General features: G+C 57.1%; 20 protein-coding genes. 10 read left to right on the top strand and 10 right to left on the bottom strand.

All coding sequences use genetic code 11. The annotated features are described in order from the left end of the window. Positions 1-59: 59 nt before the first annotated feature. A complete protein-coding gene (locus K227x_RS18795) occupies positions 60-1,571 on the top strand; it encodes a polysaccharide lyase (RefSeq protein ID WP_246145923.1) in 1,512 nt (503 codons plus the stop codon). Between the two features lie 360 nt (positions 1,572-1,931). Then, positions 1,932-3,653 (top strand): DUF5060 domain-containing protein, encoded by a 1,722-nt coding sequence (locus tag K227x_RS18790; protein ID WP_145171897.1) that lies wholly within the window; start codon positions 1,932-1,934, stop codon positions 3,651-3,653. A gap of 24 nt (positions 3,654-3,677) precedes the next feature. Here K227x_RS18790 and K227x_RS18785 read toward each other — a convergent pair whose 3' ends face one another. Then, the gene (locus tag K227x_RS18785; protein WP_145178114.1) at positions 3,678-4,970 is read right to left on the bottom strand and encodes an outer membrane protein assembly factor BamB family protein; all 1,293 of its coding nucleotides are present in this window, start codon (positions 4,968-4,970) and stop codon (positions 3,678-3,680) included. An 803-nt stretch (positions 4,971-5,773) separates the two neighbouring features. Between K227x_RS18785 and K227x_RS18780 the strand changes: the two genes are divergently transcribed. From K227x_RS18780 to K227x_RS18765, 4 genes are all read left to right on the top strand, one after another. Further along, entirely contained in the window at positions 5,774-7,069 is a 1,296-nt protein-coding gene (locus K227x_RS18780; protein ID WP_145171895.1) for a sialidase family protein, read from the top strand. A gap of 114 nt (positions 7,070-7,183) precedes the next feature. Then, positions 7,184-8,302 carry a prenyltransferase/squalene oxidase repeat-containing protein gene (locus tag K227x_RS18775; protein WP_246145921.1) on the top strand — a complete coding sequence of 373 codons (1,119 nt, stop codon included), beginning with the start codon at positions 7,184-7,186 and terminating at the stop codon, positions 8,300-8,302. Positions 8,303-8,359: 57 nt separating this feature from the next. After that, entirely contained in the window at positions 8,360-9,526 is a 1,167-nt protein-coding gene (locus K227x_RS18770) for an alpha/beta hydrolase (RefSeq protein ID WP_145171893.1), read from the top strand. Positions 9,527-9,578: 52 nt separating this feature from the next. Beyond that, entirely contained in the window at positions 9,579-10,967 is a 1,389-nt protein-coding gene (locus K227x_RS18765) for a neutral/alkaline non-lysosomal ceramidase N-terminal domain-containing protein (protein ID WP_145171891.1), read from the top strand. A 38-nt stretch (positions 10,968-11,005) separates the two neighbouring features. Here the strand turns inward: K227x_RS18765 and K227x_RS18760 are convergent, their stop codons facing one another. The 6 genes from K227x_RS18760 to K227x_RS18735 form a co-directional block, all read right to left on the bottom strand. Then, positions 11,006-13,168 carry an SGNH/GDSL hydrolase family protein gene (locus K227x_RS18760; RefSeq protein ID WP_145171889.1) on the bottom strand — a complete coding sequence of 721 codons (2,163 nt, stop codon included), beginning with the start codon at positions 13,166-13,168 and terminating at the stop codon, positions 11,006-11,008. A gap of 225 nt (positions 13,169-13,393) precedes the next feature. After that, entirely contained in the window at positions 13,394-14,653 is a 1,260-nt protein-coding gene (locus K227x_RS18755; protein WP_218933364.1) for a sialidase family protein, read from the bottom strand. Between the two features lie 84 nt (positions 14,654-14,737). Continuing rightward, positions 14,738-16,132 carry a DUF1501 domain-containing protein gene (locus K227x_RS18750; protein ID WP_246145920.1) on the bottom strand — a complete coding sequence of 465 codons (1,395 nt, stop codon included), beginning with the start codon at positions 16,130-16,132 and terminating at the stop codon, positions 14,738-14,740. A gap of 9 nt (positions 16,133-16,141) precedes the next feature. Further along, a complete protein-coding gene (locus K227x_RS18745) occupies positions 16,142-18,508 on the bottom strand; it encodes a PSD1 and planctomycete cytochrome C domain-containing protein (protein WP_145171887.1) in 2,367 nt (788 codons plus the stop codon). A gap of 170 nt (positions 18,509-18,678) precedes the next feature. Beyond that, a complete protein-coding gene (locus tag K227x_RS18740; RefSeq protein WP_145171885.1) occupies positions 18,679-19,671 on the bottom strand; it encodes an MDR family oxidoreductase in 993 nt (330 codons plus the stop codon). 80 nt (positions 19,672-19,751) lie between these two features. Further along, on the bottom strand, positions 19,752-20,834 hold the full coding sequence (locus K227x_RS18735; RefSeq protein WP_145171884.1) for an NADH:flavin oxidoreductase/NADH oxidase: 1,083 nt from the start codon (positions 20,832-20,834) through the stop codon (positions 19,752-19,754). A 350-nt stretch (positions 20,835-21,184) separates the two neighbouring features. Here K227x_RS18735 and K227x_RS30700 point away from each other — a divergent pair, with 350 nt between their 5' ends. The 3 genes from K227x_RS30700 to K227x_RS30690 all read left to right on the top strand — a co-directional run bounded on the left by K227x_RS30700 (position 21,185) and on the right by K227x_RS30690 (position 22,423). Beyond that, on the top strand, positions 21,185-21,613 hold the full coding sequence (locus tag K227x_RS30700; protein ID WP_218933363.1) for a hypothetical protein: 429 nt from the start codon (positions 21,185-21,187) through the stop codon (positions 21,611-21,613). Positions 21,614-21,649: 36 nt separating this feature from the next. Next, positions 21,650-21,979: a prolyl oligopeptidase family serine peptidase gene (locus K227x_RS30695; protein WP_315854359.1), complete on the top strand. Its 330-nt coding sequence runs from the start codon at positions 21,650-21,652 to the stop codon at positions 21,977-21,979. A gap of 72 nt (positions 21,980-22,051) precedes the next feature. Next, positions 22,052-22,423 carry a hypothetical protein gene (locus K227x_RS30690; protein WP_218933361.1) on the top strand — a complete coding sequence of 124 codons (372 nt, stop codon included), beginning with the start codon at positions 22,052-22,054 and terminating at the stop codon, positions 22,421-22,423. Between the two features lie 62 nt (positions 22,424-22,485). Here the strand turns inward: K227x_RS30690 and K227x_RS18725 are convergent, their stop codons facing one another. From K227x_RS18725 to K227x_RS18715, 3 genes are read right to left on the bottom strand one after another with little or no spacing between them, the layout of a single operon-like run. After that, positions 22,486-23,820 carry a Gfo/Idh/MocA family protein gene (locus K227x_RS18725; protein WP_145171882.1) on the bottom strand — a complete coding sequence of 445 codons (1,335 nt, stop codon included), beginning with the start codon at positions 23,818-23,820 and terminating at the stop codon, positions 22,486-22,488. A 54-nt stretch (positions 23,821-23,874) separates the two neighbouring features. Next, the gene (gene nagB / locus K227x_RS18720) at positions 23,875-24,735 is read right to left on the bottom strand and encodes a glucosamine-6-phosphate deaminase (RefSeq protein ID WP_145171880.1); all 861 of its coding nucleotides are present in this window, start codon (positions 24,733-24,735) and stop codon (positions 23,875-23,877) included. Then, a complete protein-coding gene (locus K227x_RS18715) occupies positions 24,735-25,544 on the bottom strand; it encodes a PIG-L deacetylase family protein (protein WP_246145919.1) in 810 nt (269 codons plus the stop codon). The genes nagB and K227x_RS18715 overlap by 1 nt, the downstream gene beginning before the upstream one ends. Positions 25,545-25,773: 229 nt before the next feature. Here K227x_RS18715 and K227x_RS18710 point away from each other — a divergent pair, with 229 nt between their 5' ends. Then, positions 25,774-26,643 carry an AraC family transcriptional regulator gene (locus K227x_RS18710; RefSeq protein WP_145171878.1) on the top strand — a complete coding sequence of 290 codons (870 nt, stop codon included), beginning with the start codon at positions 25,774-25,776 and terminating at the stop codon, positions 26,641-26,643. The last annotated feature ends 12 nt before the right edge of the window (positions 26,644-26,655 follow it).

Here is a 26,655-nt window from a genome sequence, read left to right as displayed (position 1 = left end):
CAGCCTGGAAGCCTTCTTCCCGTTTTGCCGTCACATCCTCGTAAGCCTACCGAAGTCCCATGAAGCCTTCCCCCTTTGTCATGCTGGTCTTTGTTTTCGTCGCGGCAGGCCCCGCCTTGGTTTGTCCGGTAAGGGGCGAACAGTCGGATTGGGCAGAAGGTGCGACGCAGCATAATGATGGAGCCAATCGGGATCATTACAACTTGGGTGCGATCCTGCCATGGAAACATTTCATGGGCGATTGGCGGGATGCAAACGACGCTCCGCAGGGGGATGCCGCTTATGTGGTCACAAAGATCGATGATAACGACACTCGCAAACCCGTTCGCTGGGATGTCACTTCGCTGGTGAAAGAGTGGTCCGATGGAAGTCAGCCCAATCAGGGGTTCTTTCTGCGGGGCACCGATGACGGTGGCCGAATCGTGTTCGGTAGTCGCGAGAATCCAGACGCGGCGCTGCGTCCCAAGTTGGAACTGACCGGTGAAGCGGGGACCGTCCGTCTGGATCCCGTGTCAGATACCTACTTGACCGAGTCGACGTACCGCTGTCAGGGGCAAGCGGACGAGCTGCGTGTTTCCGCCGCGTCGGAAAACCTTTTGATTCGGTTCGACCTGGATCAAGCAGCCAGCGTTGGTGAGATTTCCGGCGCCTCGTTGATTCTGCAATCGACTCACCAATATCGTTCAGCCAACGTTGGCGTTTTCCGCTGTCGACAGGGGGATCAAGGACCGCCGGCATCGCCTGTGATGGGGATCGCGGCAAAGTACCAGAACGATCGCGGTATCGCGGACGATCCAGATGTGATTTTTGCGACTGGTTTCGAACGCGTCGACTGGCAGAGCGAATGGACGGTTGCCGGCCCCAAGGACAACGTCGATACGGTGGATGTCGACACTCGATTCGAAGAGTTTCAGCCGATCGACGGGAAAGCGATGCGTAGCCGAATCGCCAAAGGTGGTCTGACCGCGCTGAACACGATCTATAAGTTTGATGAACAGATCGGCAGCGAGCCCGAAGAGGTTTACTTTCGTTACTATCTGCGTCTGGCGGATGACTGGAATCAAACCGTCCAAGGTGGCAAGCTGCCCGGGATCAGCGGGACGTATGGCCGAGCGGGCTGGGGCGGACGAAAGGTGAACGGCACGGACGGTTGGTCGGCTCGCGGTTTGTTCCGGAAGACCGTCCCGGCTGGAAACCCATTGGCCGGAAGAACACCGATTGGGTTCTACTGCTATCACGTCGACATGGATGGCACCTATGGAACGAATTGGGTGTGGAGCCAAGGTTACCGCGGATACCTGGCCACGAATCGGTGGTACGCCATCGAACAGTACTGTCGATTGAACACGCCCGGCAAAAAAGATGGAGTCTTGCGAGCCTGGGTCGATGGTCATCTGGCGTTCGATAAGACGGACGTACGTTTTCGTTCAACCGACAAGTTGCGAATCGAGCAAGTATGGATGAACCTCTACCACGGCGGCACGACCCCATCGCCCTACGACCAACACATCTTCATCGACAACGTCGTCATCGCGAACAAGTACATCGGCCCCATGTCTGCGCAGCAGTGATATCCCCGCGGCGCGAAACGCGTTCCCGAACGACAACGATACGATCATGGGGGGATGCCAAATCCGGTGGCCGAGACCACCGGCATGATGCTTTCGGCTCTCCGAGGCGGTTGTAAGCTGGCCGCTCTCTTCAGCTGGAATGGGGCGGGAACAATCGGACCTGACGAAGCCAATGGACGCCGGCTGTCGCCTTTACTACGAACGGAAAGAATGAAAATCATTGCGACAGTGATTGATTCGGCGTCTCTTCGTCGCATGCAGCCGTACGTGAACTGAGGCTGCGTTTTTGCATGAATACGATTTCCGTTTAGATGTCTTTCGACCCATATTCGTCGTTCCATAAACCATTACGCATTTTCCATGATGAAGAACTCTCGAATCGCTCTCTGCCTGTTCCTTTGCTTGATCGCTTGGCGTGTAGACGCGGTGGAGGTGATGGAGGTCAACGAAGTGAGCTTGAATGCGGCAGGGAGTTACAGCAACCCGTACCTTGATGTGGACCTGTGGGTGACGCTTTCCGGGCCGAGCGGTGAGAGCTATTTGGTGCCCGCATTTTGGGATGGCGAGGATGTGTTTCGCGTCCGCCTGGTGGCAACCTCCGCGGGGAAATGGTCTTGGTCGACCGGGGCAGCCACGAACGATTTAGGATTGGACAATAAGAGCGGAACCTTTGTCGCGACAGCAACGACCGAAATGCAAAAGGACGCGAACCCGAACCGACGCGGTTTCATTCGCACTCATGGCACGACCTTGCAGTATGCCGATGGGACCCCGTTCTTCTTTACCGGCGACACGGTCTGGGTCGCGTTTACGAAAATCTTTCCTTGGGACACCGCAGGCATCGCAGGGACTTCCTTTCAGGACTACTTCTCGGAACGGAAGCGACAGGGGTTCAACGGCGTCAATGTGATCGCCAGCTATCCCACCGATACCACGATGTCGGCAGAGGGTGTCTGGGCGAGGGAGGTGCGCGGGCAAAAGGTTTCTGAAACGGATCTTACCCCTTTCGAAATCGTTTCCGACAAAGCCGATTACACACGCATTCATCCTGCCTATTGGCAGGAAACGGACAAGAAGATGAAGTACTTGTTCGACAACGGATTCGTTCCGTTGTTCGAGTCGGTCAGACGGCATGAAATATGGCCGCGAAAGAGCTCGGATCAGAAGGACGCGTTCACGAATTACACGCGATACCTGATCGCCCGCTATGGTTGCTACAACATGATCTACAGTTGGCTGCATTGGGATACGGTCGATCGCGTCTACCCGGACTGGTTGCCGCTTGTTGAAAATGCGCATGCCTATCTGAAATCCAAGAACGGCACGGGGCAACTTCCCTACGGTCAACCTCGCACGGCGATGGCTTATGGAAGCAGTTTGCAGACGTGGGCAAAGGACGATCCGGCACTGTTGGATTTACACAATGTCAGCAACAAGTATCGTGACGAGCGAATGTATGTGTGGTTGCGAGAGATGTATCGCGATCCGCGGCCGCTGCCCGCGATGAACGTCGAACCCTACTACCCATCGGTTCCGGTTGGTGAAGTCGATGGCCTTGATCCTACCGAGATGGCCCAATTTCAAATGTATGGATCCGTTCTCAACGGAGGCTTCGCTGGGCATGCCTGGGGTGACGCCTATTTTGGCGGAGTCGCGTTTTGGATCGATAAGAAACACCCGATTCCGGCGGATGAGCGACAGCAGACGCACGCGCTAACCAGATGGAAGTCCTTTGCGATGAAGCACTTGAAGGACTTCATGCTGGACGCGGGGCACGACTATCGCGACTTGAAGCCAGCATCGGACACTCATCTTGGCGACAGTCATGGCGACATGCATGCCCTGGCAGTTTCTGCCCACGACCAAAGCTTCGCATTAGGACTTGCAACGAAGGGATTCCCGTCGACCTTCGTCAAAGGTCTGCTGCCCAATGTCGACTACGTCTTTCAGTGGTGGCATGTCGAAACGGGTGGGTGGCAGGACGCGATCACTCTGACGACCAATGATGCCGGCGAACTGCATTGGCCCAGCGTCCCCGACTCGTCGCGGAATTGGGGATACCGGATTCGACGGAAAGATTGAAAATCACCCGAATCGTTGCCAAAGCTATTCTTCGATGCGGTAGATGGCGTCGGCGGTTCGCATGATCAGTGCGTTTCCATCGACGGCAGCGGATGCGAGCGTTCGTTCGCCGAGATCATTTTCCGCTAGCACTTTGTACTGACGGCCGATCGCGATGACGGTCGTCACGCCCGATTCGTTGGTGTAGTAGATTTTGTTGTCGACCAGGATGGGAGAGGCGGAGAATCCGCCGCCGACACGCTTTTTGTAAATGACCTCGCCTGTTTCAGCGTCGACGCACATCGCGATCCCGCCGTCGCTGACCGAGTAGATCAGTCCTTCGTGGGCGAGCATGGACGCCGTGTGAGGGACATTCTTATTGATCGACCATTTCAAGTGAGTGCTGGTGACATCGCCGCGGCCCGTAGGATCGATCGCCAGCATGCTGGGGGTATCGTAGCTTGTCGACAGAAAGACCAGGCCGTTGTGGTAGATGGGTTTGGGGATGACGGAGTATCCCGAGTAAAGCAATTGCCAAATCACGTTTCCGTTTGCGGGGTCAATCGCCAAAACGGAGTCGCTTCCCGGCGCGATGACCTGCTTCTTTCCATCGACGGTGATCAACGACGGCGTACAGAACGAGAACTTCTTCTTCGCATCGTTGGGACGCCGGACTTCCCAAGCAAGTTTGCCGGTTTTCGCGTCCAGGGCGACCACTTTGGGATCGGTGGCGCCATCGCATGTGAAAATCAACTTGCCATCCACTAAGACGGGTGTGCCGCCGTTGCCATGAACGGGTTTGAAAAACAGATCGCGATTGGTCCAAATCAGGTTGCCATCGCGATCAACGCATGCGGTCCCTTGGTAACCGAAGTGAACGAAGACGCGATCCCCGTCAACGATCGGCGTCGGGCTGGCGTGCGAATTCTTCTTATGGATCCTGTGACTCTTCTCGGCAGTCTGTTCCATCAGCGGCACCGTCTTCAACAGGTCGCCGCTGTTCGCATCCAGGATGATCAACGACAGATCGTACTGGGTCTCGTTCGAATCGGCGGTTTCCGTTTGGGGGATGGCCGCGGACAGATAGATCCGACCATCGGCGATGACGGGGGATGACCAGCCTTGACCTGGCAAGGGAGTGCGAAAGGCAACGTTCTTCTCAGGCGACCATTCGGTCGGCACGCTTGACTCGGCGCTGGCGATTCCGTTTGCCGTTGGGCCGCGGAATTCAGTCCAGGTTTCGGCTGCGACGGAAAGGGTCGAAAAACCGAAGGTGGCGATGAATGCCGAAGTCGTGAGAAGACGAAGGACAGAGCTGCCTGAATCGGGATTGGTCATGAAAGGTTCAACGCAAAAGTTGACGTGAAGCGGAATCAAACGTTGCCAACGCATCAGATTCGCTGACCTGAACAAGCAAAGTTGGCGGACGTTCTATGATAACCGAACTCCGCCCCTGTTGAATCGCCTCTGTTGAATCGCCGCTGGCAAACGGTTCCCTGTCCTGGCCCGCAGAGCCTGCTGAGTCGACGGCCCGCGACGGGTAGCCGATCTAGTCCAGTTTCGAATCTGAACTTGCGCCGTTTGGGCGATCGGCCCCGGTTTTTGGGTGACGTAACCGAGGCTATCGCCTATCGGCTCATTGAATTGGCAAACCGTTGACCAAGTTCCGCTACTCGAAACCGTCCAGACGGTTTGAGCTGTCTCGTGCTGACGGCACAGAACACGACGATCCGCGAACCTCGGGACTCGGCGATCTGGCAAATCTGAATTTCGCATTGGGGCGACGCGGCGGTCGACTGAGGCGGATTCATCGTTGGCAGTGTCACGCTACCGGATGAAGCTCCGTTTCACCGTAGACAGAATATGTGCGGTTTCGTTTTAGAAAAGATTCCGGGACGCAGTCAGTGACAACCTTCGGTGCAGCGTGCCGCTTACAATGTGCAACGATCATGGCTGGATACGCGGTGTCCGGATTGGGACCAGCCATTGAATCCGTCGCTTCGGCTTCCAGTGTGCGTGAAGAAATGACAGGCTGGAAACCGATGCCAAGGGACCATCCCGCCCGTGATTGAGGCCGCGTTTTTTAGGCACGATCGTTTTGGATGACGATGCCGTTGTCAGCTAACACAGACGAGTACTCCATGACTAAGCGATTAGACTTCGAAGCTTCCGTTTCAATGACCCGTCGGCGGCTATTGATTGCGTCGGCGGCCAGCGGTGGAATGCTGCTGACGGGGAAGGACCACTGTTGGGCAGATGAAACCGATTCACCATCGACGGACCATTTTTGGTATCGATTGGCTCCGGATGGTCCCTACATCGATTCGCAGCGAGACAACAAAGCGTTCGGTTTTGGGCTGGGCAAGGTGTATCTGTCGGAAGACAACGGGAAGACCTGGCCGCATGACGCGATCTTTCGCGATGCGGACAACATCACGTTCAGTTGCATCTTGAAGAACGGAAACATCCTTTTCGCAACGCGAACGCGACTGTTTCTCAGTACCGACAACCTGGGCACTTACAAACAGATCGTTGTCCAGGACATCGACGGCAGCGACTATCTTCCGCATCAGCCGATCGATCCAGCGAATCCGGGCTGGTACTTCCATTCGCTTGATGGTGTCCACACGTGGGACGTCGGCGGAAAGGAAATGTTGGTGTGGGGGAACTATTGCAACGTTCTGGGCGGGGCTGTGCCGGTCAATATTTACTATTCCACCGATAGCGGCCAGACCGTCAAAATTGCGTATTCGTTCGGTCAGAGCCCAACGTTCCAGCAGCCAGGTGCCGGGCCGAGCGATCTGCTGGGCAACCCGGACAATCCTGTCGTTTGTCGGCACATTCACTGTGTCGCTTACAACCCCGCCGAAAACGCATTCTACGCGTGCACGGGGGACCACGATCGGACCGATTCCGACGGCAACAATCGTCAGGAATGCCATTGGCTGCGGGGAACTTTCGATGCGCAGAATGATTTATGGGATTGGAAAGTGCTGGTTTCGGTGAATTCTAATTCACGGTTCAAATCAGGTGGAATCAACTTCGTGGATGGGCAACTGTATTGGGCCGCTGATGCCAACGGCACGAATGGAACGATGCCTCACGATCGTGGCATCTTTCGTTGTGACCCGGCGGACTTAACGGACCCGACGAAGCACGAACAGCTGTTCAACCCCCAGTACGAATCGGCCAACATGATCATCGAAGACGGTGTGATTCTATCCGCACACTACGCACCGGCTTCGCCCTACGCGACAGGGATCATCTTTTCGCCCGATATGGGAAAGACGTGGGCACAGTACGACTTGGATGAATTTGGCCAACGCAGTGGCATCCGATTCCACCAAAAGAACAGTGACGGATGGTTTCGCGTCGACCTGCGGAAAGGCTGGATCGAGCGTGGCGAAGTCCTGTATATCAAGCCGAAACCTCGCTAGTCGTTGCGGAATGCAGTGGCTAATTTCAGCGACTGGAAGCCTGTCCCACTTGCATGTCCGATCCTTTGTCTTCGACATTCCACCTGTCCTGTTCGCGTGAACCACCGATTCTTCATGGATATTCCACTGATCAAGCAAAACGCTTGTCGAATCGCCGCCTGTGTCGTCGTCGTGGCGAGTGTTTTCGGCAGATTGCCGGACGCGCACGCGCAAGATGACATTGTCACGTTTGACTCCGTTCCCGCAGAACGTGATTCGATCCGTGGGGACGAACCATTGGCCGCAACGTTTTCGGCCAAGCGGGCTGCCATCTACCTGGATCGGTCCTCGTTGACGTGGCAGAAGGAAAAGAAGTGTGTGACTTGTCACACGAACATGCCATACATGTTTGCGCGTCCTGCATTGGCGGGCGTGCAAAGGGATTCGGGCGAGGTTCGTGAGTTCTTTGAACAGTACCGAACGGTACGGTGGAAAACGAAGGGGCCAACGGAAAACCAAGGGTTCTGGCCGATCGTTGTCGCAGCCGGTCTGACGTTCCATGACATGCAGACGACCGGGCAGTTGAACCCCGTGACTCGGGACGTCTTGGACTTGTTGTGGACCGTGCAGCGGTCAGATGGTGGATGGAAGTGGCCGCACTGTGATTATGCACCGATGGAGATTGACGATCACTACGGCGTCACACTGGCAGCACTTGCCGTTGGAGTCGCTCCGGACGGCTATGCTGAAACGGACGTCGCCCAGGCGGGGCTGGCCAGGCTGCGTGGCTATCTGAAGAACAACCCGCCCAAATCGCTGCATCACCGGGCGATGATCGCGTGGTGCTCGAAACGCATCGAAGGCATTGCGACCGATGATGAACGGGCCAGGACGCTAAATGAGCTTTTCGCGATCCAGCTTGCGGACGGCGGCTGGTCGACCGCTGGGTTCCTGACCGATTGGAAGGGGCTCCAGCGTGACGATGGCGAGCCATTGGACACGCAAACAAGTGATGCGTACGGCACCGGTCTGGTGATCGTGATCAGCCGCGAATTGGGCGTTGCCGCAAACGATCCGCGGTTGCAAAAAGGTATTCAGTGGTTGCTGTCGAACCAGCGTGAAAGCGGAAAGTGGTTCACGCGTTCGCCTGTCAACGATGCCGGAAACTTGATCTCCAACACGGGCACTGCGTTCGCAATTCTTGCCCTGCAAAGCTGTGGCGAGTTGCCGGGTTGGCCCTTCGATTCGCCTTAACAGCGACGATCCCGAATATCGAGTTGCTCGTGTTTTCTTTCTATTGGAAATAGTGTGATGTTCGTTCGAACGTTTTGTGTCGGCACGATTGTTCTAGCTGGTCTGTCCGCGGCAACGATTCGCTGCGCATATGCCGAAGACCCGTTGCCGAGGCCGGACGTTGTTCAACACTCGGATCTTTCGAAGTACATCGCGGATGATGGCAAGGTGCAGCCGATCCAATCGGCTGCGGACTGGTGGTTGCGGCGCCGACAGATCATCGCCGGCGCGGAATTGGCGATGGGGCCGATTCCGCCCGCGGACACTCCGTCGGCTTTTGAGACCGAAGTTACCGAGGACGTCCGATTGGGTGACGTGCGGCGGCTAACACTGCGAATCGCGGTGGATGATTCGGATCGTTTGCCGTTGGACCTGTATCTTCCCGGTTCAGTTGCCGATCGGGTGGATGCCAGCGATTGGATGAATGCGATCACATCGAACAAATTGGCTGCTGTCGTCGCACTGCATCCCACCGGTGCAGAGGGGAAGCGAATCGTGGCGGGGGAAGGTCGCCGTCCGGGCCGTCAATACGCAATCGAATTGGCTCGGCGCGGCTACGTGGTGATCGCTCCGGACTATCCGTCATTTGGCGAGTATACCGACTATGACTTCACTAGCGACGGTTTCGAATCGGGCACGATGAAAGGAATCTGGAACCATCGGCGCTGTGTCGATTTTCTTTCGATGCTGCCATTCGTTGATTCCGATCGCATCGGGGCCATTGGCCATTCGCTTGGCGGGCACAACGCGATTTTTCTGGGGGTGTTTGACCAGCGAATTAAAGTGGTGGTGTCCAGTTGCGGATGGTGCCCATTTCATGACTATTACGACGGCAAGATCAAAGGCTGGGCCAGCGATCGGTACATGCCTCGGCTGCGAGACGATTTCCAATTGGATCCCGACAAAGTACCGTTCGATTTCTATGAATTGATCGCAGCTTTGGCTCCGCGTACTTTCGTATCGGCGTCGCCAATTCGCGATTCGAACTTCGATGTCGATGGCGTTCGCAAAGCGGTTCCTGTCGCTGCTACAATCTATTCGTTGTTGGATGCCCCCGACGAATTGATCCTTTTGACTCCGGACTGCGAACACGATTTTCCGACCGAGGTTCGATTCAAAACCTACGCCGTGATCGATCGTGTTCTGCAGCACGAACCCACCAGGTTCGAACTGTCAAACCAGTGACTTCAAGCCGCCAACGCACTCTGTGGGCCCCGCTTTCCACGATAGGTGAACGATGAATCGACGAATCTTTTTGGCAGCCGCCTGGCTGGTTGTGCTGTGCTGTCCAGGTTCTGCCAACGAACCGCTTTGGAAGTCCGGCGCGGCGAAGGTGTGCATCACACCGGACCAACCGGTATGGATGGCGGGTTACGCCAGTCGTACGGCACCGGCCGACGGAAAGCTGACTGATTTGTGGGCAAAAGCGTTGGTGTTGGAAGACCATGATGGCAGTCGCGGTGTGATCATTACGGTGGATTTGGTCGGCATCGACCGCAAACTTTCCAGTGCAATCTGTGTCTCGCTGAACGAGCGTTACGGGCTAACACGAGACCAGGTCGTCATCTGCTGTTCGCATACGCATTCCGGCCCGGTCGTGATGGGCGGTCTTGCTCCGCTGCACTATCTGCAGCTGAACCAACAGCATCAAACAAGCATCGCGGAATGGACCGACACATTTCACGAGGATGTTGTCGACGTTGTTGGCCAGGCAATCGGAAATTTGCAGCCCAGCCATCTGACATGGGGCAGTGGCACGGCAACGTTCGCGACGAACCGGCGTGAAAACGCAGAGGGCGATGTTCCAAATTTGCGATCCCAACAGAAGCTAAAGGGGCCGCAAGACCATGACGTGCCTGTGTTGGCGGTTCGCAATTTGGATAAAAAGTTGACCGCAGTGCTATTTGGCTATGCCTGTCACGCGACCACTCTGAGTTTGTATCAGTGGTCGGGGGACTATCCCGGGTTTGCACAGATCGAATTGGAAGAGGCCCATTCCGATTGTGTGGCGATGTTCTTTGCGGGTTGTGGTGCGGATCAGAACCCTTTGCCACGGCGAACGACCGAGTTGGCAAGGCACTATGGTCGGCGATTGGCGTCCGCGGTGGATGCTGTGCTGATGACGACCAAAATGCAGGACGTGACTGGATCGCTGAACAAGACGTACACCGAGATTGATTTGCCACTGGGCGAACTACCGGACCGCGATGAGATCGTGCGTAACAGCAGGTCGACGAATCGTTACGAGGTGTCACGTGCGAAGATGTTGTTGGAACAGATCGATCGTGGCGTTCCGCTGAGTCCAACGTATCCCTATCCGGTGGGCGTTTGGTCGATCGGTGATGATGTCCAGTTCGTGGCACTCGGCGGCGAGGTGGTCGTCGACTACGCCAATCGCCTCAAAAGCGAACTATCGGGAAAGCAGACTTGGGTGGCCGGCTATGCCAACGATGTGATGGCCTACATCCCATCACGTCGCGTGCTGGGGGAAGGCGGATACGAAGGCGGCGGAGCGATGGTCTACTATGGGCTTCCCGCTGCCTGGGCACCCGATGTCGAACGAGTGATCGTTGACGAAGTGCATCGGCAGGTCGGATCGATATCGAAAACCAAGATTGATCCGTGAAAAGGTGCGAGGATCGCAAGGCCAATCGCGGTACGGTCCTATTCGACCAGTAGCGTGGAGAGCACCTGAGCGTAGACGCGATGGCCAAAATCGTTGGGATGATTGACGCCGTTTCCGGTTAGATCCGAATCCTTCTTTCGCTTCATGAATTCGCTCCACACGCTGGTCATATCCGCCAACGCGATCCCGGGTTCGCAAAGCTGTGCCAACTGATCACGGTACTCGGGAAAGACGTCATGGTTCAGACGGGTCCAGTCGCGATTGCCGAGCATGGTTGCGATCAAGATGAATTCCGAGTTCGGGAAAGCGTCTCGCGTTTTTTGGATCATGGCCTCGGTATTCTGACGGAACTCGGTTGCCGATCGGCCGGCCGAATCGTTCATTCCGAAAGCCAAAATCACGAGGTCGGGGTGATGACTTACAACCTGGTCGATCATCGTGATTCCCCACGGGGTCGACTGCCCGCCAACGGATAGATTGGTCAGGTTCACCTTGGTGTCGTAATGAGCCTGCAAATGATCGACCAATAGGTCCTGGTACGGCGGTTGATACGGTGCACCGTGACCCCATCCCGATGAATTGCATCCGGTGGAGATGCTGTCGCCGAGCAGCACGACCGATAGTTCGTCGCCATCTCGTAGTTTCTTGATCGTGGTTGGGAGAGCGCCGGCGTCGAAGGTTGGCATTGCGAGGTCCCAGTTTTTCGTCGCCGTTTTGTACGTGACATTGGTTTGCAGTTGGTGGTATTCCAACTTGGCGCCAAACATGATTTCCCCGTTTCCGTCACGGTGAGTCAGTTGGAATCTTTGCGATTTTGCCGGTCGCCGGAGCTCTGCGGGAGATGTCGTCACGATGCGCGATCCGGCGGGAATGGTGATTTCGCGGCTGCCTGGGGTGAACCGGTAATCGGTCTCGTTTTCGTAGGTGATGTCGCCCGAGGAACTTTGCACCGAAACGATTTCCTGGATCGGGAATAGCAGGGAACCGCGTGCCAAGTCCGAATCCGCGTCCTGCAAAAATAGCACGGGTTCTTGCTCGACGGAGTCACCTGTCCAAAAAGGACGCAATGGATCAGCCGAGTAGGCCCAAGTCGCGCGTTCCAATTGCTGGCACAGCCACGCATGAATGGCTGCACCGATTTGTTTGTAGCCGGTGCTGTTGGGATGGACGCCATTGTTGTGGGGATATCCATCGACGGGATCTAGATTCAACTGCGTGGGCACGATGTGAATCTTCGAGTCTGATTTTGCCGCCACGTACTGCATTTGACGTTGAACCAAGCGATGCTGAATCCGTTTCCATCCCCATCGTGTGTAACGATCTTGGTAGTTGGCTTGGAACGCTTCCTGGCGAGCATTGGGCGGCGTTGTCAGGCATAGGCCAACATCCGCCTTCGGAGCGGCACTTTGGATGGCTGCCAGCAGTCGGTCCGCGTGCGAAAACATCCTGTCGATCGTCGCATCGATTGCGGCGTCGTTGTCCGATGGTGCGTGAAAACAATCATTGATGCCCAGCATGATCACGACGTGCGTAGGCAGTTGGTCGTGGCCGTCTTCGGCAAAGTAGCGATCGACATCCAGTTCCGGTTCCGAATCGTCGTTCAAAAAGACAAACGGGCTACTGCGTTTCTGGACGGATCCATCGGGGTTCGGTTCATACTTGGATGTAAAACTAGACCAGGTCCAGCCGCCAAATCCCTCGTGTGCGACGCCCGGTTTGGCGGATGTCGTTAGGTGAGTGCCCAGCATTTTCCAGGGGTGGTTGGGCGTCAGCAGCCTAGCGATCTCGTTGGGATACTGGGTTGCGTGCGTCAGTGAGTCGCCGATGATCAATAGCTGCATCGGCGGTTCCGTGGGGTGGGCGCGGTCCGCGGTCACTCCTAGGACGCTGGATTTCGATTCCACCAATTTGTCGTCAGCGGTATAGACGGACACCTGCAGCGGATGGTCGCCAGCGTCTTGATTCGTTGGGGTCACTGTCCAGCGGCGATCTTCTGTGCTGCCGACGTCACACGTCACCTCGAATCGATAATCCTGGGGCGACTGAGTCAAAACAACGTTATCGAAATAGATGCTGGTCGGCAGCCCGGCGACAGCGTATACCTGCGGCGGAAGGGTCAGCTGCAGTTCAGTTTGGTCCGACTGCGCCCAAACCGGCGACACGCAAACAAATAGCAGCAGTAGCGAAACGGTGCGAATCATGGGGGGGAGTACCTAAAGCTTGGTAGCGTCGGGGAAATGTTTGCGTAGGGGGCGAAGCGACAAGTTGTTTGATCTGACTTTAAAATGGCACTGGTGCGCCGCTGGCCGTGAGGCCAGGGGCAATTCCCGGCCGCTCACGCGATCACGGCTCACTCAATCAGCAGACCGCGGTCGCCCAAACGGCTAACATTGGAATTGGGGGTCACCGAAAGTTTGGTGGATGCCTTACCACAATGGCAATCGATTGGGTTTCGCCCAGCGAATTCGGGCTAGCAGCACGTCGCCTCGGTAACCGTCACGCGGCATCCATTCACCGACGGTGACGATTGATTCATCGGGGCTGATGTTGGTCACGTGAAAGTTGCCCATCAGGGCTACTTTGTTCGGTTCATCGATACCATCGCCCACCAATGCGAGAACGGTTTGTTCGGTGGATCGGATCAGGCACCGTTTTTCGGTGTCGACGCGGGCGACCCACAGCGGCGAACGCCAACGCAGCACATTGGCGTTGGATTCGTCTTGTCGTGTATAGACCAGAAACAATCCATCGCTATGGGTAAGCCAGTGTTGTTGGGTGGTCGACATGGTGACCGGCGTGCCGTCGTCCCAGACCCAGGATTGTTTCGGTTCCCACTGCAGACCGTCGTCGCTGACGCTTACGTAGCCGTTGTTGTCTTCGGCTCGCATCGTCATCCAGAACTTGCCGTCGAACTCCGTGACGCTGGGTTCCAGCAGTCCACGTCCCTGTGGGTTGTGAAGCGCCGGGCCGACATCGCGAATCTTCAACTGGTTGCCGTCGAACGTTGCCTGGACACCCGCCACCATTCTGTGTTCATCTTCAGGGCCAAAGGTGAACGCCAATTGGACGTCGCCGTTGGGCAGTACAACCCGTTGGCCGCAGTTGTTGGAATAGATGTGGCCACCACGCGGATCGTCCCACTGCAGAGTCTTGCGAGTCGACCATTCTCCGTCGCTGTTACGCGTCACGTAGACGGGGAAGCGAGGAAGCTGTTCTTTGCGGGCAAAGTACTTGCCCTTGTAGAACACGACTTGGCCAACGGCCAGGACGGATTGGGTGGGCGGATGGTACTGTGGAGTCACATCACAAACGGCTGCTTTCAGGTCGTCCGATCGTCCCGGAACTGGATCGCGATCGAGCGCGGCGATGGGCTGCGGCTGAGTCCACGTTTTTCCATCGTCCCCGGACGTTGTCCAATGAACAGGGCCAAAGTAATCGGAACCACCGATTTCCTGGATCGTCATCAGGATCATCGGTTTGCCGTGTGGACCGGGAACCATGCAAGCGCGCGGGTGGAACCAAGTGCGTCCGCTGCCGTCGCGGTTCTGCCACAGGGTTTCTTTGGAAATCGAAGCGATCAGCGGGTTATCGCCGCGGGCGGACGAAAACGGCAACGTCAGGACGCATGTCAGTACCAGAAATCCTGCCGAACGAATCCAATCGCGGATAGTGGTTGGGTTGTTCATCGTTGTGGTTTGGAGCATTCTTAGAGAGTGAAACCGTAGGCAGATTGAATGTCATCATCGCTGGGCAAGGGGCCCCGAGAAGACCTACGCAATGATGTCGTGGACGACTCGCCCGTAGACATCGGTTAATCGAAAGTCACGACCGGCATGTCGGTAGGTCAGCCGTTGGTGATCCAGTCCAAGCAGGTGCAGAATCGTGGCATGAAGGTCGTGCACGTGGACTTTGTCGACGACGGATTTGAATCCGAAGTCATCGGTTTCACCGTAGCTGGTCCCGCCTTTGACCCCGCCACCGGCCATCCACATGCTGAATCCGTGGTGGTTATGGTCACGGCCGTTACCGTTCTCCGACGTTGGCGTGCGACCAAATTCGCCGCCCCAGACGATCAAAGTGTCATCAAGGAGTCCGCGTTCTTTCAGATCCGAAATCAGAGCGGCGATCGGTTGGTCGATGTTTTTGCACAGCTTCGGGACCGTCTCGTCGTGCCCACTGTGTGTGTCCCACGGTTGTCCGTTTCCGTAATAGACCTGGACGAATCGCACGCCGCGTTCCACCAACCTGCGTGCCAGCAAGCAGCCGTTGGCAAAATGTCCCGGACCGTACGCGTCTTTGGACAGTTTGGTTTCTCTGGTGACGTCGAATGCCTCGCTGGCCGCAAACTGCATCCGATAGGCCGTTTGCATCGATTCATTGCGAGCTCGCAGGACGGAATCGCCGGCACGGCTAGCGATATGTTCCGCGTTGATTTGTCGCAACAGATCCAGTTGATCCCGTTGGGTCTGATCGTCCCATTTTGTGTTGCTTAGATGCGGCAACATCTTGTCGGGCTGGATCGTTGAATGATTGATGTAGGTGCCTTGGTGCTCGGACGGCAGGAAGGCACTGTTCCATAGGATCGAGAACCGGACGGGTCTGCCAGGACACAGAACGACGTAGCCGGGAAGGTTCGCATTCTCGCTGCCCAAACCGTACAAGAACCAAGCGCCCATGCTGGGTCGCGTTGGGATGATCGTGCCGTTGTTCATCTGCAGCAGTGCGGGCCCATGATTGGGATTGTCCGCGTGCAGTGATTTCAGCACGCAAATGTCGTCGATGTGCTGACTGATGTGCGGCAGCAGGTCACTGACCTGCACGCCGCTTTCGCCGCGTGGCCGGAACTTAAATGGCGACGGCAGCAGTCCGCCAGTGGGTCGTTCGGTCAGCAAGTCAGCCCCGGAGGGCTTTGTTCCCGCATACTTTTCCAACAGCGGTTTAGGATCGAACAAGTCGCCTTGGTAGGGACCACCATTCATGAACAGGTGGATGACTCGCTTGGCCTTGGCTGGAAAGTGCGGGCCGATCGGAGAAGTTCCCGTCGCCGCCGCGATCGCGTTGCTTGGCATCATGCTGGCAGCACCCATCGCTCCGATGCCACCACCGAATTGACGCAGCATCTGTCGTCGGTCAAACGACGCTGGACCAGGATTGTTTCGTGTCATCGGTCTGCCTTAATCGACAAAGAGGAATTCGTTGGACGCGAGCAGGACGTGGGCGTACTGCTGCCAACGCGACGAACGGGTTTCGCTGGGCTCGTCATGGGCATTTGCGATCGGTGACGAAGTGCCCAGAAACGCGAGTCCCATTTCGATCTCGCGGTCGCTCGGTTCACGCGAAAAGAGCCACCAGTACAGTGTCTTGATTTGGTGGCGGTCACCGACGCCCGATGCTTGTTGCGAAAGCCGCGAAACCACGGCCTGCGACTGGCTTAACAGGAGTGGTCCGTTGAGCGCGTAGAGTCCTTGCAGGGCGGTGACGGTCGGAACTCGCTGTGGACTGTGCTGAGTCGGATCCGGGAAGTCGTGGACCATCAAGGTTGGCGACATGTCGCGGCGATGAATCGTGGCGTACAGCGTCCGGCGGTGATTGTTTGGGGCGTCGACATCCACCGAATCGCCCCCCATCTTTTTATCCAGTCGATCACTGGCCAGCAGCATCGCATCCCGCCATTGCTCGAACGTGATGCGACGGCGGTTCATCCGGGACAGCCATTGGTTGTCGGGATCCGTCGACGAGTCATCTGCCGATGCGGAGGATTGCTGCCACGTTGCCGAGAGCAGGATTTCGCGGTGCAAGCGTTTGATCGACCATCCGTCTGCGATGAATCGGGCGGCCAGATCATCCAGCAACTGCGGGTGCGTCGGTGGGCTACCTTGATTGCCAAAGTTGCTGGGCGTGCTGACGATGCCCTGCCCAAAGTGTGCCAGCCAGATTCGATTCACGATCACGCGAGCCGTCAAAGACGCAGCTTCGGTGGTCAAGGATTCTGCCAGTTCCAGTCGCCCGCTACCATCGCGATACGGTTGTGGATCGTCGGATAGCACCTTCAAGAATCGACGCGGAACGATCGGCCCCGGACGATTGGGATTTCCCCGGATGTAGGCGGGCAGATCACGAGGTTCCGCCTGGTACTCGATCCGTGTGCCCTCTTGTGGCGTTTTCCCGGCGCGAACCACCAACATCGATTCCTCCGATAGGGCGGGGGCCAGCGGTGTGTCGTACAGTGCGGTCGTGGTTTCGATTTCCTTGACTTTGGCGGCCAGTTCGTCAAGCTTCGCTTTGGGTTGCGGCTTTTCCTTTTTTAGCTTCGCTATCTCGGTCTGGATTTTGGCGACCTGTGCTTTTGCGATCCGCACGGGTTGGTACTGTTCTTCCGATACCAGTGGACGTTCGATTTGTCGACAACTGGCGAAGATACCGGCGATCGCGTAGTAATCTTCCGTGCTGATCGGATCGAACTTGTGATCATGGCATCGAGCACAGGCGACTGTCAGTCCCATGAAGGTCCGCGAGACGGCATCGACACGTTCTTCCCATTCGTCCGCGACGATCACGTTGATGATTTCGCACGGTAGCTTCAGCTCTTTCCAATAGGTGGGACTGAGACTGACAAAGCCGAGCGCCGAAAGATCTTCGGGACCGGTTTGCGGCATCAAATCGGTGGCCAGTTGTCGACGAATGAATTCGTCGTAGGCCATGTCTTGGTTCATCGCATCGACGACCCAATCGCGATACAAGTGTGGTTGACCGTTTTGATAGAGCCAGCTGGCGGTTCGGTCGGTATAGCGTGCCATGTCCAACCACCACCGGGCCCAGTGTTCGCCGTACTGGGGCGATTCCAACAGCGAATCGACCAGCCGCCGGTACGCGTCGGGATCGTCATCGGCGACAAAGTCACGAACCTGTTGCGGCGTGGGCGGCATACCGATCAGGTCAAAGCTAAGTCGTCGGATCAACGTTGCACGATCCGCCGGCGGCGATGGCGTCAATCCTTCTTGCTCGATCGGCGCCAACACGAAGTGATCCAATCGCGTTTGCGGCCACTGTTGGTGCTGGATCTCTGGCAGCGGATGACGCTGCACCGGTTGGAAAGACCAGAACTTTTTACCCTCGGCGTAGTCGACTTCACCGCTGGCAAGCGCGGGTTGATCGACCGATTCGGGAAAGTGGGCTCCTGCGTCGACCCAGCGTTTCAGTTCCGCAATGTCGCGGTCCGAAAGTTTTCCTTCCGGCGGCATCTGGATGTCGCCGTCATAAAGGATCGAATCGATCAGCAAGCTGCCGCCCGGCGTATCCGAATTCAGCAGTTCCCCGCTGTCGCCACCACGTTGGATCCCCGCGGCAGAATCCAGCAGCAAGCCACCGTGGATTGTTTCGGCATCGGATGAATGACACGAGTAACAGTGTTCGCTGAGCAGCGGACGAATCTTGCGCTCGAAGTACTCGGTTTCGTCCGCCGGCGATTCACGCTGGCAAGCAGCCGAGACGACTACGAACACGAGCATGCCGATCAGCGGCGGCGGGAAGCAGCGAACCATGGGCGAAAAGGCAGGTTGGGGCGGGAGTGTTGGGGAGGGACCAACATTCTATGGTATTTCAACCACCGCAACACGAACTTACAAACGGTTTCATTTCGAACCGGTGGCCGGGCCGGTTGGGCCTGGACATGCGATTGGTTGTTCGCCCCCTTCGCTGCCAAATGCCGAAATCATGAGTTCACGTCGACCACGACTCGGCCTTTGATTTTGCCTTGAAGGATATCGGTGGTCAGCCTGGGGACGTCCGCCAGCGTTGCCGGCTGGATCATGGCGTCCAATTTCGCCAGCGGCAAATCCGCTGCGATACGTTGCCATGCTTCCAGTCGATTCGGGAACGGTTGCAGAACACTGTCGATTCCCAGCAAGTTGACTCCGCGTAGCAAGAATGGAATCACGGTGGTGGGCAGCGACGAACCGCCGGCCAGTCCAACCGCAGCGACCGATCCGCCGTACTTCATCTGGCCCAGCACGCGAGCCAGCATTTCGCCGCCCACGGCATCGACGCAGCCGGCCCAGGTCGCTGATTCCATCGGCCGTTTGGATACCGTATCGATTTCACTGCGTGGGACGATTCGAGTCGCACCCAAAGACGTCAGGTAGTCGGCGGCCTCTGGTCGGCCAGTCACCGCAGCGACTTGATAGCCGAGATTCCCCAGCACAGCCGTCGCGATGGAACCCACCCCACCGGCTGCTCCCGTGACCAGCACTTCGCCGTGGTCAGGTTTCAGGCCATGTTTTTCCAAAGCGATCACAGCCAAAATGGCTGCGACGCCCGCTGTGCCGACTGCCATCGCTTGGCGTGTGGTCAGACCATCGGGCAGCGGAACCAACCAGTCGGCATCGACGCGAGCCTTCTGTGAAAAGCCACCCCAATGCGATTCGCCGACATTCCAACCGGTCAGGATGACTTTGTCGCCCGGTTTGTAGCGAGAGTCGTCCGATGCCTCGACCGTACCGGCGAAATCGATCCCGGCAACGTGCGGGTAGTTGCGGACCAGAGGACTGCGCGACTGCATGCACAAACCGTCTTTGAAGTTGACGGTCGTGTAATCGATCGCCACGGTGACATTGCCTGCGGGAAGCTGATCGACGGTCAATGATTCCATGGACGCGGCAACTTCTGATTCGCCAGTCTTCTCGATTACCAGTGCGTTGAATGTCATCGCTTCGTTCATGTTGGAGATACTGAATGGGCGTCGGATCGCTTGGCATGTTGCCGCAAGATCGCCACCGAGGGTTTTGGCTACTGGACCGCTCGGGCGTACTGATCGGGAAGGATACCGGATCGATCCTCGACGCCAAGTTGTTTGGCCGCGTGGTACGGCCAATATGGGTCTCGTAACATTTCACGGCCCAAGGAAACGACATCGACTTGGCCGTTGTGGATCGCCGTTTCGGCTTGGACCGGGTCGGTGATCAACCAGCTAGTGGTTGTCGGGATGTCCGCTTCTGTGCGAATGCGTCCGGCGTGAGGAAGCATCATGCCGGCACCCCAGGGGACGCTGGAGATGTCGGGGGTCACAAAACCATGGCTGACGTCCAACAGATCAAGTCCAGCGGATTTCAATCGCCGGGTCAGCTCGATCGATTCGTCGATCGTGACACCGCCGTCGATCCAATCGGTGACCGACAGTCGGACCGTCAATGGAAGTCGCTCGGGCCAAACCTCGCGGACTCCAGCGAACGTTTCCATCAAGAATCGGATTCGATTGTCGAAGCTGCCGCCGTACTGGTCGGTTCGCTTGTTGGACAGCGGCGAATAGAACTCGTGTGCCAAGTATCCATGGGCAAAGTGAATCTGCAGCCACTGGAAACCAGCATCCAGCGAACGGCGTGCGGCGTCGACAAAGTTCTGTTTCACGCGGTGGATGTCATCGATACTCATTTCCTTTGGCACCTTCGGCAAGTTACTGCCGAACGCCTCGGCCGTCGGAGCGATCGTGGCCCATCCGCCTTCGTCAGGACCAATGTGATGGTCCCCTTCCCAGGGCTTGCTGGCGCTCGCCTTGCGACCGGCGTGGGCCAGCTGGATTCCTGGGACGGACCCGTGTTGCGTCATGAAGCGATTGATCTTCGCAAACGGTTCGACGTGCTGGTCGGTATAGATGCCACTGTCCTGTGGGCTGATCCGACCTTCGGGGGAAACCGCCGTCGCTTCCACAACCACCAAACCTGCGCCGCCGACCGCACGCGACCCCAGGTGCACGAGGTGCCAATCGTTGGGGAATCCATCATCGGATGAATACTGACACATCGGTGACACCGCGATCCGATTTCGCAGAGTGATGTCTTTCAGCGTGTACGATTGGAAAAGGTTTGGTTTCATATCGTTTCGTGTTCTTGTTGAAAATAGCGGGACAGCATCGATGGCCGTCTTTGCGATCTGCCGACAGCGTACACTGCTTGACGGTCAGTCGGGCCCAAGTCGGGCCCAGTCGCGATCCGACTGGGAAACGGCGGATCTGCAAAGGGGGATCGTCCGTTGCCCACCCGGCAGCGAATCGCGTGCCAAAGCGGTGACGGTCCAGTGTTGGTAGTTTTACACTTCGGTCAACCCTGGTGCGGTCGTCGATCCGCTGGCCAGGGACCAAGTCACATCCATTTTTGCAAGCAGAACGAGTGTGTGGAATGATTCGTGGTTTGATCATTGGGGCGTGGATAGCAGTTTCGATGGTCGTGCACCATCAAACTTTGCTTGCTGAGGATTTCGAGTCGCTTCGTGATCAGGTTGAATTGCTGGGGCAACTCGTCGACGCACCCCAATATCGTGTCGCCGAAGGATTCGAACAGAGTCCGCCGTTGCGTGCCATCTACTACGATGCGTTGCCCTATCAGGGAAAAACGACTCGCGTGTTCGCTTGGATCGGAATGCCAACGCCCGAGCAGATCAAGGAAGCGGGGCAGATCAAGGAAGCGGGGCACGGAAAGGGAGCCGAGCAGGCCACGGGAAGTGAAGGAAAGGTTCCGGGCGTCGTGCTGGTTCACGGCGGTGGAGGATCCGCATTCAAGGAATGGGTCCAGAAGTGGAACGAGAATGGATTTGCCGCCATCAGCATCGCGGTCGAAGGACAGACGGACCAGCGCGATAGCAGCACCAAGCAGTGAAAACGCCATGCATGGCCGGGACCTCGGCGAAACGGAATCTATGCCGATAGCGACCAGCCAATCGCTGATCAGTGGATGTACCATGCCGTTGCCGATACCGTGCTGGCCAATTCGTTGTTGCGTTCGCTTCCCGAAGTCGATGCCGATCGGGTGGGCGTGATGGGCATCTCCTGGGGCGGGATCATCACCAGCACGGTCATGGGAATCGACAATCGATTCGCATTTGCAATCCCGACCTATGGTTGCGGAAGTCTGTCGGACGCTGGTAACCAGTATGGCCGCGCGTTGGGGGACAATCCAATCTATCAACAGGTTTGGGACCCGATGGTTCGCATGGACAAGGCCAGTATGCCATCGCTGTGGTAATCATGGCCGGGCGACCAGCATTTTCCGCTGGACAAACAGGCCGATTGTTACCGCGCGGTTTCGGGTGTTGCGATGGTGTCGCTGATCCCCGGAATGCGTCACGGCCATGGGGCCGGTTGGAACCCGCCGGACAGCTACGCGTTCGCCGAAAGTGTGGTGCGTGACGGTGGTCCGTGGTGTCGCCCCACCAAGGCGATCCGGACGGGCGACGATGTCGTTGTGTCGTTTTCGTCGTCGAAAATGCTCCGTGACGCAGTCTTGGTTTCGACGACGGATTCGGGAATCACCGGAAGCCGCCAATGGACTCAGACGCCAGCGATGCTGACGCGTCAGGGAGATAGTTGGCATGTCGCCGTACCGTTGCCGCCGGGAACCACAGCGTGGTTCGTCAACGTGCACAGTGATGGGCTAACCGCCAGCTGCGAATATGAAGCGGTCCGCTGAGGGCCGCGATAACGTAGCCTAGGCTCCCAGACTAGGAACCTGAACTTGGCAGGAACCCAGTGCTAGGCGAGTTTGGTCTTGCCTGGGATTGCGTAGGCTGGGGCTGGGCGTTCGCCGTCCCAATCAATCGATTCGGGGAACAGGTCCAAGGTGGATTCCTTGGTCGCGAAATCCCAGGTGACTTTCTGGCCGGTGTAGGCTGCCATTCGTCCTAACACGGCGGTCAAGGAACTGTTCGCTGTTTCCCGCAGTTCGACGATGGGTTTGCCGGCACGAATCGAATCCATCAGGTCCTTGTGTTCTTGGCGGTAGGCATCCGCGATGCTGCCGCCGAGTTTCCAGATTTCTTTTCCATCGCGATCCAGGATTTGGGACCCACTGCTGCCCGATCCAATGATCGCGGTCCCCTTGGTGCCACGGATCGTGCTGCCGTTGTCGCCCTTGGATCCCGGGATTTGGCGGCACATGAACGATACCGGACGATCGCCGGGGTACATGTAGTCAATCGACATGCTGTCCCACATCTCGCTGTCTTCCGGACGTGTGAAGCGTCCACCGGATCCATAGGCGGATTCGGGCGGTGCGCCCATCACCCAATTCATCAGGTCGATGTTGTGAACCGCTTGTTCGGTGATCTGGTCACCGGACAACCAAATGAAGTGCATCCAGTTGTTCAGTTGATACTGAGTATCGCTGACGCCTTCGGCTCGGTTTTTGTACCAGATGCCGCCGGAACAGTATCGTGTGGTCGCACCGATGATGTCGCCGATCATTCCGTCGTGGATGTTGCGCACCGCTTCGACATAGTTGATCTGACGTCGGTACTGAGTCCCGGTGACGATCGCCGTTCCATTTTTGACGGCTTGGTCATGAGCCGCGGTGCAGACGCGATAGCCGGCTGGATCGACACAGGATGGTTTTTCAGCAAAGACGTGTTTGCCCGCGCTGACCGCTTCGGCGATATGCGATGGGCGAAATCCGGGGGACGTGGTCAGGTAGACGACATCAATGTCTGGCGCATCCAAGATGGCTTTGTATCCGTCCAGTCCGGTGTGAATCCGATCGTCTTTGACGTCGACCTTTTCGCCGTGCCGGGTCTGCATTCCCTTGCGAAGCCGCTCGGCGTTGGCTTGATCCAAATCCGCGATCGCGACCAGTCGGACGTTTTCATTGATCGTCAGCGAATCGTTGACGGCGCCGGTGCCGCGGCCGCCTGCACCGACGATGCCAATGTTGATGGTGCGATTCGGGTCAGCACTGGGCGTTTCTGCGTGGACCATTCGGCTGCCATGGGCGCCGACCGCGACAGCAGCCGTCAGTGATGCACCGTGGCGCAATACGTCTCGCCGGCTAGTGACGCTGTTGGAACCGTGTTGGTCGCGTGACTTGTCTTTCATCTTGATCTCACTTCTCGGTTGGGAAAACAGGCGGCTAGGATCGTGTTGATCTGATTAAAGTTCGTTGGCAAAAGCGGTGGGGCTGGTCAACGCAGCGGCATCCGGATCCAGCAAGAATTGGACATCGGAGTGCGATTGCAAATAGGTGGCTGGGATGTCGGTGGATACCTCGCCTTCGATGGTCCGCTGAACGATCGACGCTTTGTGATCGCCAAAGGCCAGCAATCGGATGCGGCGAGACTGCAAGATCGTTCGGACTCCCATCGTGATCGCATGCGATGGAACCTTTTCGATACCGCCAAAGTCGTTGGCTGCATCGGCGCGTGTCACGGGATCCAGGGTGACCATCCGTGTGATGGAATCGGCCGTCGATCCCGGTTCGTTGAATCCAATGTGACCGGTTCGGCCAATGCCCAATAGTTGCAGGTCGATTCCACCGGCACGAATGATTCTGTCTTCATAATCGCGGCAGTAGTTCGGAACGTCCTCCGTCGCAATCGTGCCATCAGGGATGTGGATGTTCTGTGCGGGGATGTCCACGTGGTTGAACAGGTTCTGCTGCATGAAACGCACATAGCTTTGCTGTGCGTCGGGGGCCATGGGAAGGTATTCGTCCAAATTGAACGTGATGACGTTTTCTAGCGATAGCCCTTCGTCTTGGTGTTGCCGCACGAGTTCCTGGTAGACGCGTACCGGTGTGGATCCCGTCGCCAAACCCAACACGCAACATCGCTGTTCGCTGGCGCGACTGCGGATCAATGCGGCGATTTCGTCCGCGGCCGCTCGACTGGCCAGATCTGAATCGGGGAAAATCTGGATTGCAATTCCATTTCCACTCGTGGGCGACACGACAGATTTTTGATCGGTAACGGACTGGTTGTGATCAGTGCTAGGGGCGGAAACACGCTTGTTCATCAGAGAGTCTCCGATAGTGATTTCGGTGTGGCCGGTTGTGATTGGGCCGTTGGGAACAATTCGGATAGCAGGTCGTGGTGTGGATGGCCATGACCACGGTGTTGCACGAATGACTCTGCGGCTGTCACGCCGATGTCGCTGCCGCGCCGTAGGTTGTAGTCACGCATCGCCGACAGGTAATTGTCGATGCCGTTGTGAGAACGTAACCACTCGCGTTGACTGGCATGGCAGGCCAACATTTCTGTTTTTAGGTCCATTTGCTCAGTGACTTCGACGTAGGTGGTGGGCGAAATCGGGTTGCCCAATCGGTCTTCGCCGCCGTGCCCGTCGCAGTAGTAAAGGTGCGGTACCTGAGACCCGTCGACCAAATCCAACTTCGATGCGTTTGGTGCCGCGTACACAAAGCTTGCCGCACGGCCGAGCTGGCCGGTGACTTCGTGGTCGGCGTGGTAGTCCGACATTGGCATCGTGATCACCAACGTGGGTGCGATTTGGCGGAACAGATCGATCGACTTCTGCAGCGATGTGCGATCGTAAACCAATCGTCCGTCCGGTTCATTCAGGCAATGAAAGGTGGCACCCATCAACTTTGCCGCAGCTGTACCCTCGTCGAACCGCATGCGTGCGACGTCTTCCGGCTTGCCTGAGAGTGCACCGCAGTCACCGCCTGTGGTGGTGGCGATGTGCACCGTCCAGCCTAATCGAGCCAGTCGGATCAGTGTGCCCGCGCAGGTGATCTCGGCATCGTCGGGGTGGGCCATGAACGCGAGTGCCACCTTGCGGTCGCTAGTGGGCTTGGATGTGGTCATGGTTGGTTCCCGGTGGAAAGGGGTAGACGTCCGCCTGCATGGCCAGATTCTGATTGCATTTCAGATGGATGTCCCCATCACTGGTTGCCATTTGTGGTACTTTGTGTGCGCAAAGGGTGTGTTTTAGTCTGGGGGGTGGTTGATAACGGCCCATCGGTTCCCCCCCGGGGACCCTTTTTCGGGGCGGACATGTCGACCTGTCTAAGTCCAATGGGTGGTAGGTACAGCGATGAAGGCGTCATATGAAAAGTTGCTGCTGTCTGCGGGAGAGTCCTTTCGGTGTTTCGATCGATCCACGCTGCGTTCGCCTGTGAAATGGCACCGGCACCCGGAAATCGAGCTGACCTACATACCGTCCGGGGCGGGTTCGCGAGTGGTGGGGGATCACATTGGCAGCTATGCCGATTTCGACTTGGTGCTGCTCGGTTCACAGCTTCCCCACACCTGGGCATCGGACGAATTTCGCGGGCAGACATACGATCTGCACTCGGCCATCGTATTGCAGTTTCATCCTGAATTTTTGGGCCCCGATTTCTTTCGCACCGGCGAGATGTCGGATGTGTCGACACTTTTGCAGCGCGCCGGTCGCGGTCTTTGGTTTCCGGCCCAGATGGCAAAGTCGATTGGTGCTCGCATGCACGGTTTGGTCGACCAGGTCGGCGCGGTGCGGATGATCGAACTGCTAACGATCCTGCACCAGTTGTCGCAGTGCCAAGACGCTGTGTCGTTGGCCACGCCGTACTATCGTGCCACGGAAAGCGAAGAAGTCGAGACACGGATCCAGGTGATCTGCGACCGCATTGCCGAACGTTTGACAGATCCCGAATTGTCGCACGGTGATCTTGCGGCGTTGGCGGGCATGAACCCGTCGGCGTTCAGTCGGTTCTTCAAGCAATCGACCGGCCGAACGTTATCTGCCTACATCAACGAACTGCGAATCGGATTCGCCTGTCGCTTGCTAATCGATACCGACGATTCGATTTTGTCGATCAGCCAGCAATCCGGATACGTGAACCTATCCAATTTCAACCGTCGCTTTCGCCAGCACCGGACCATGACGCCCCGCGACTACCGTCAACGAATTCGAATCGCGGTCTGAAGTTGGGGGCCC

Origin of the sequence: Rubripirellula lacrimiformis, from assembly GCF_007741535.1 — a bacterium.
GTDB classification, from domain to species: Bacteria; Planctomycetota; Planctomycetia; order Pirellulales; family Pirellulaceae; genus Rubripirellula; species Rubripirellula lacrimiformis.
Note: the sequence above shows the minus strand (reverse complement) of the source record. Positions and strands in the feature narration are given on the sequence as shown.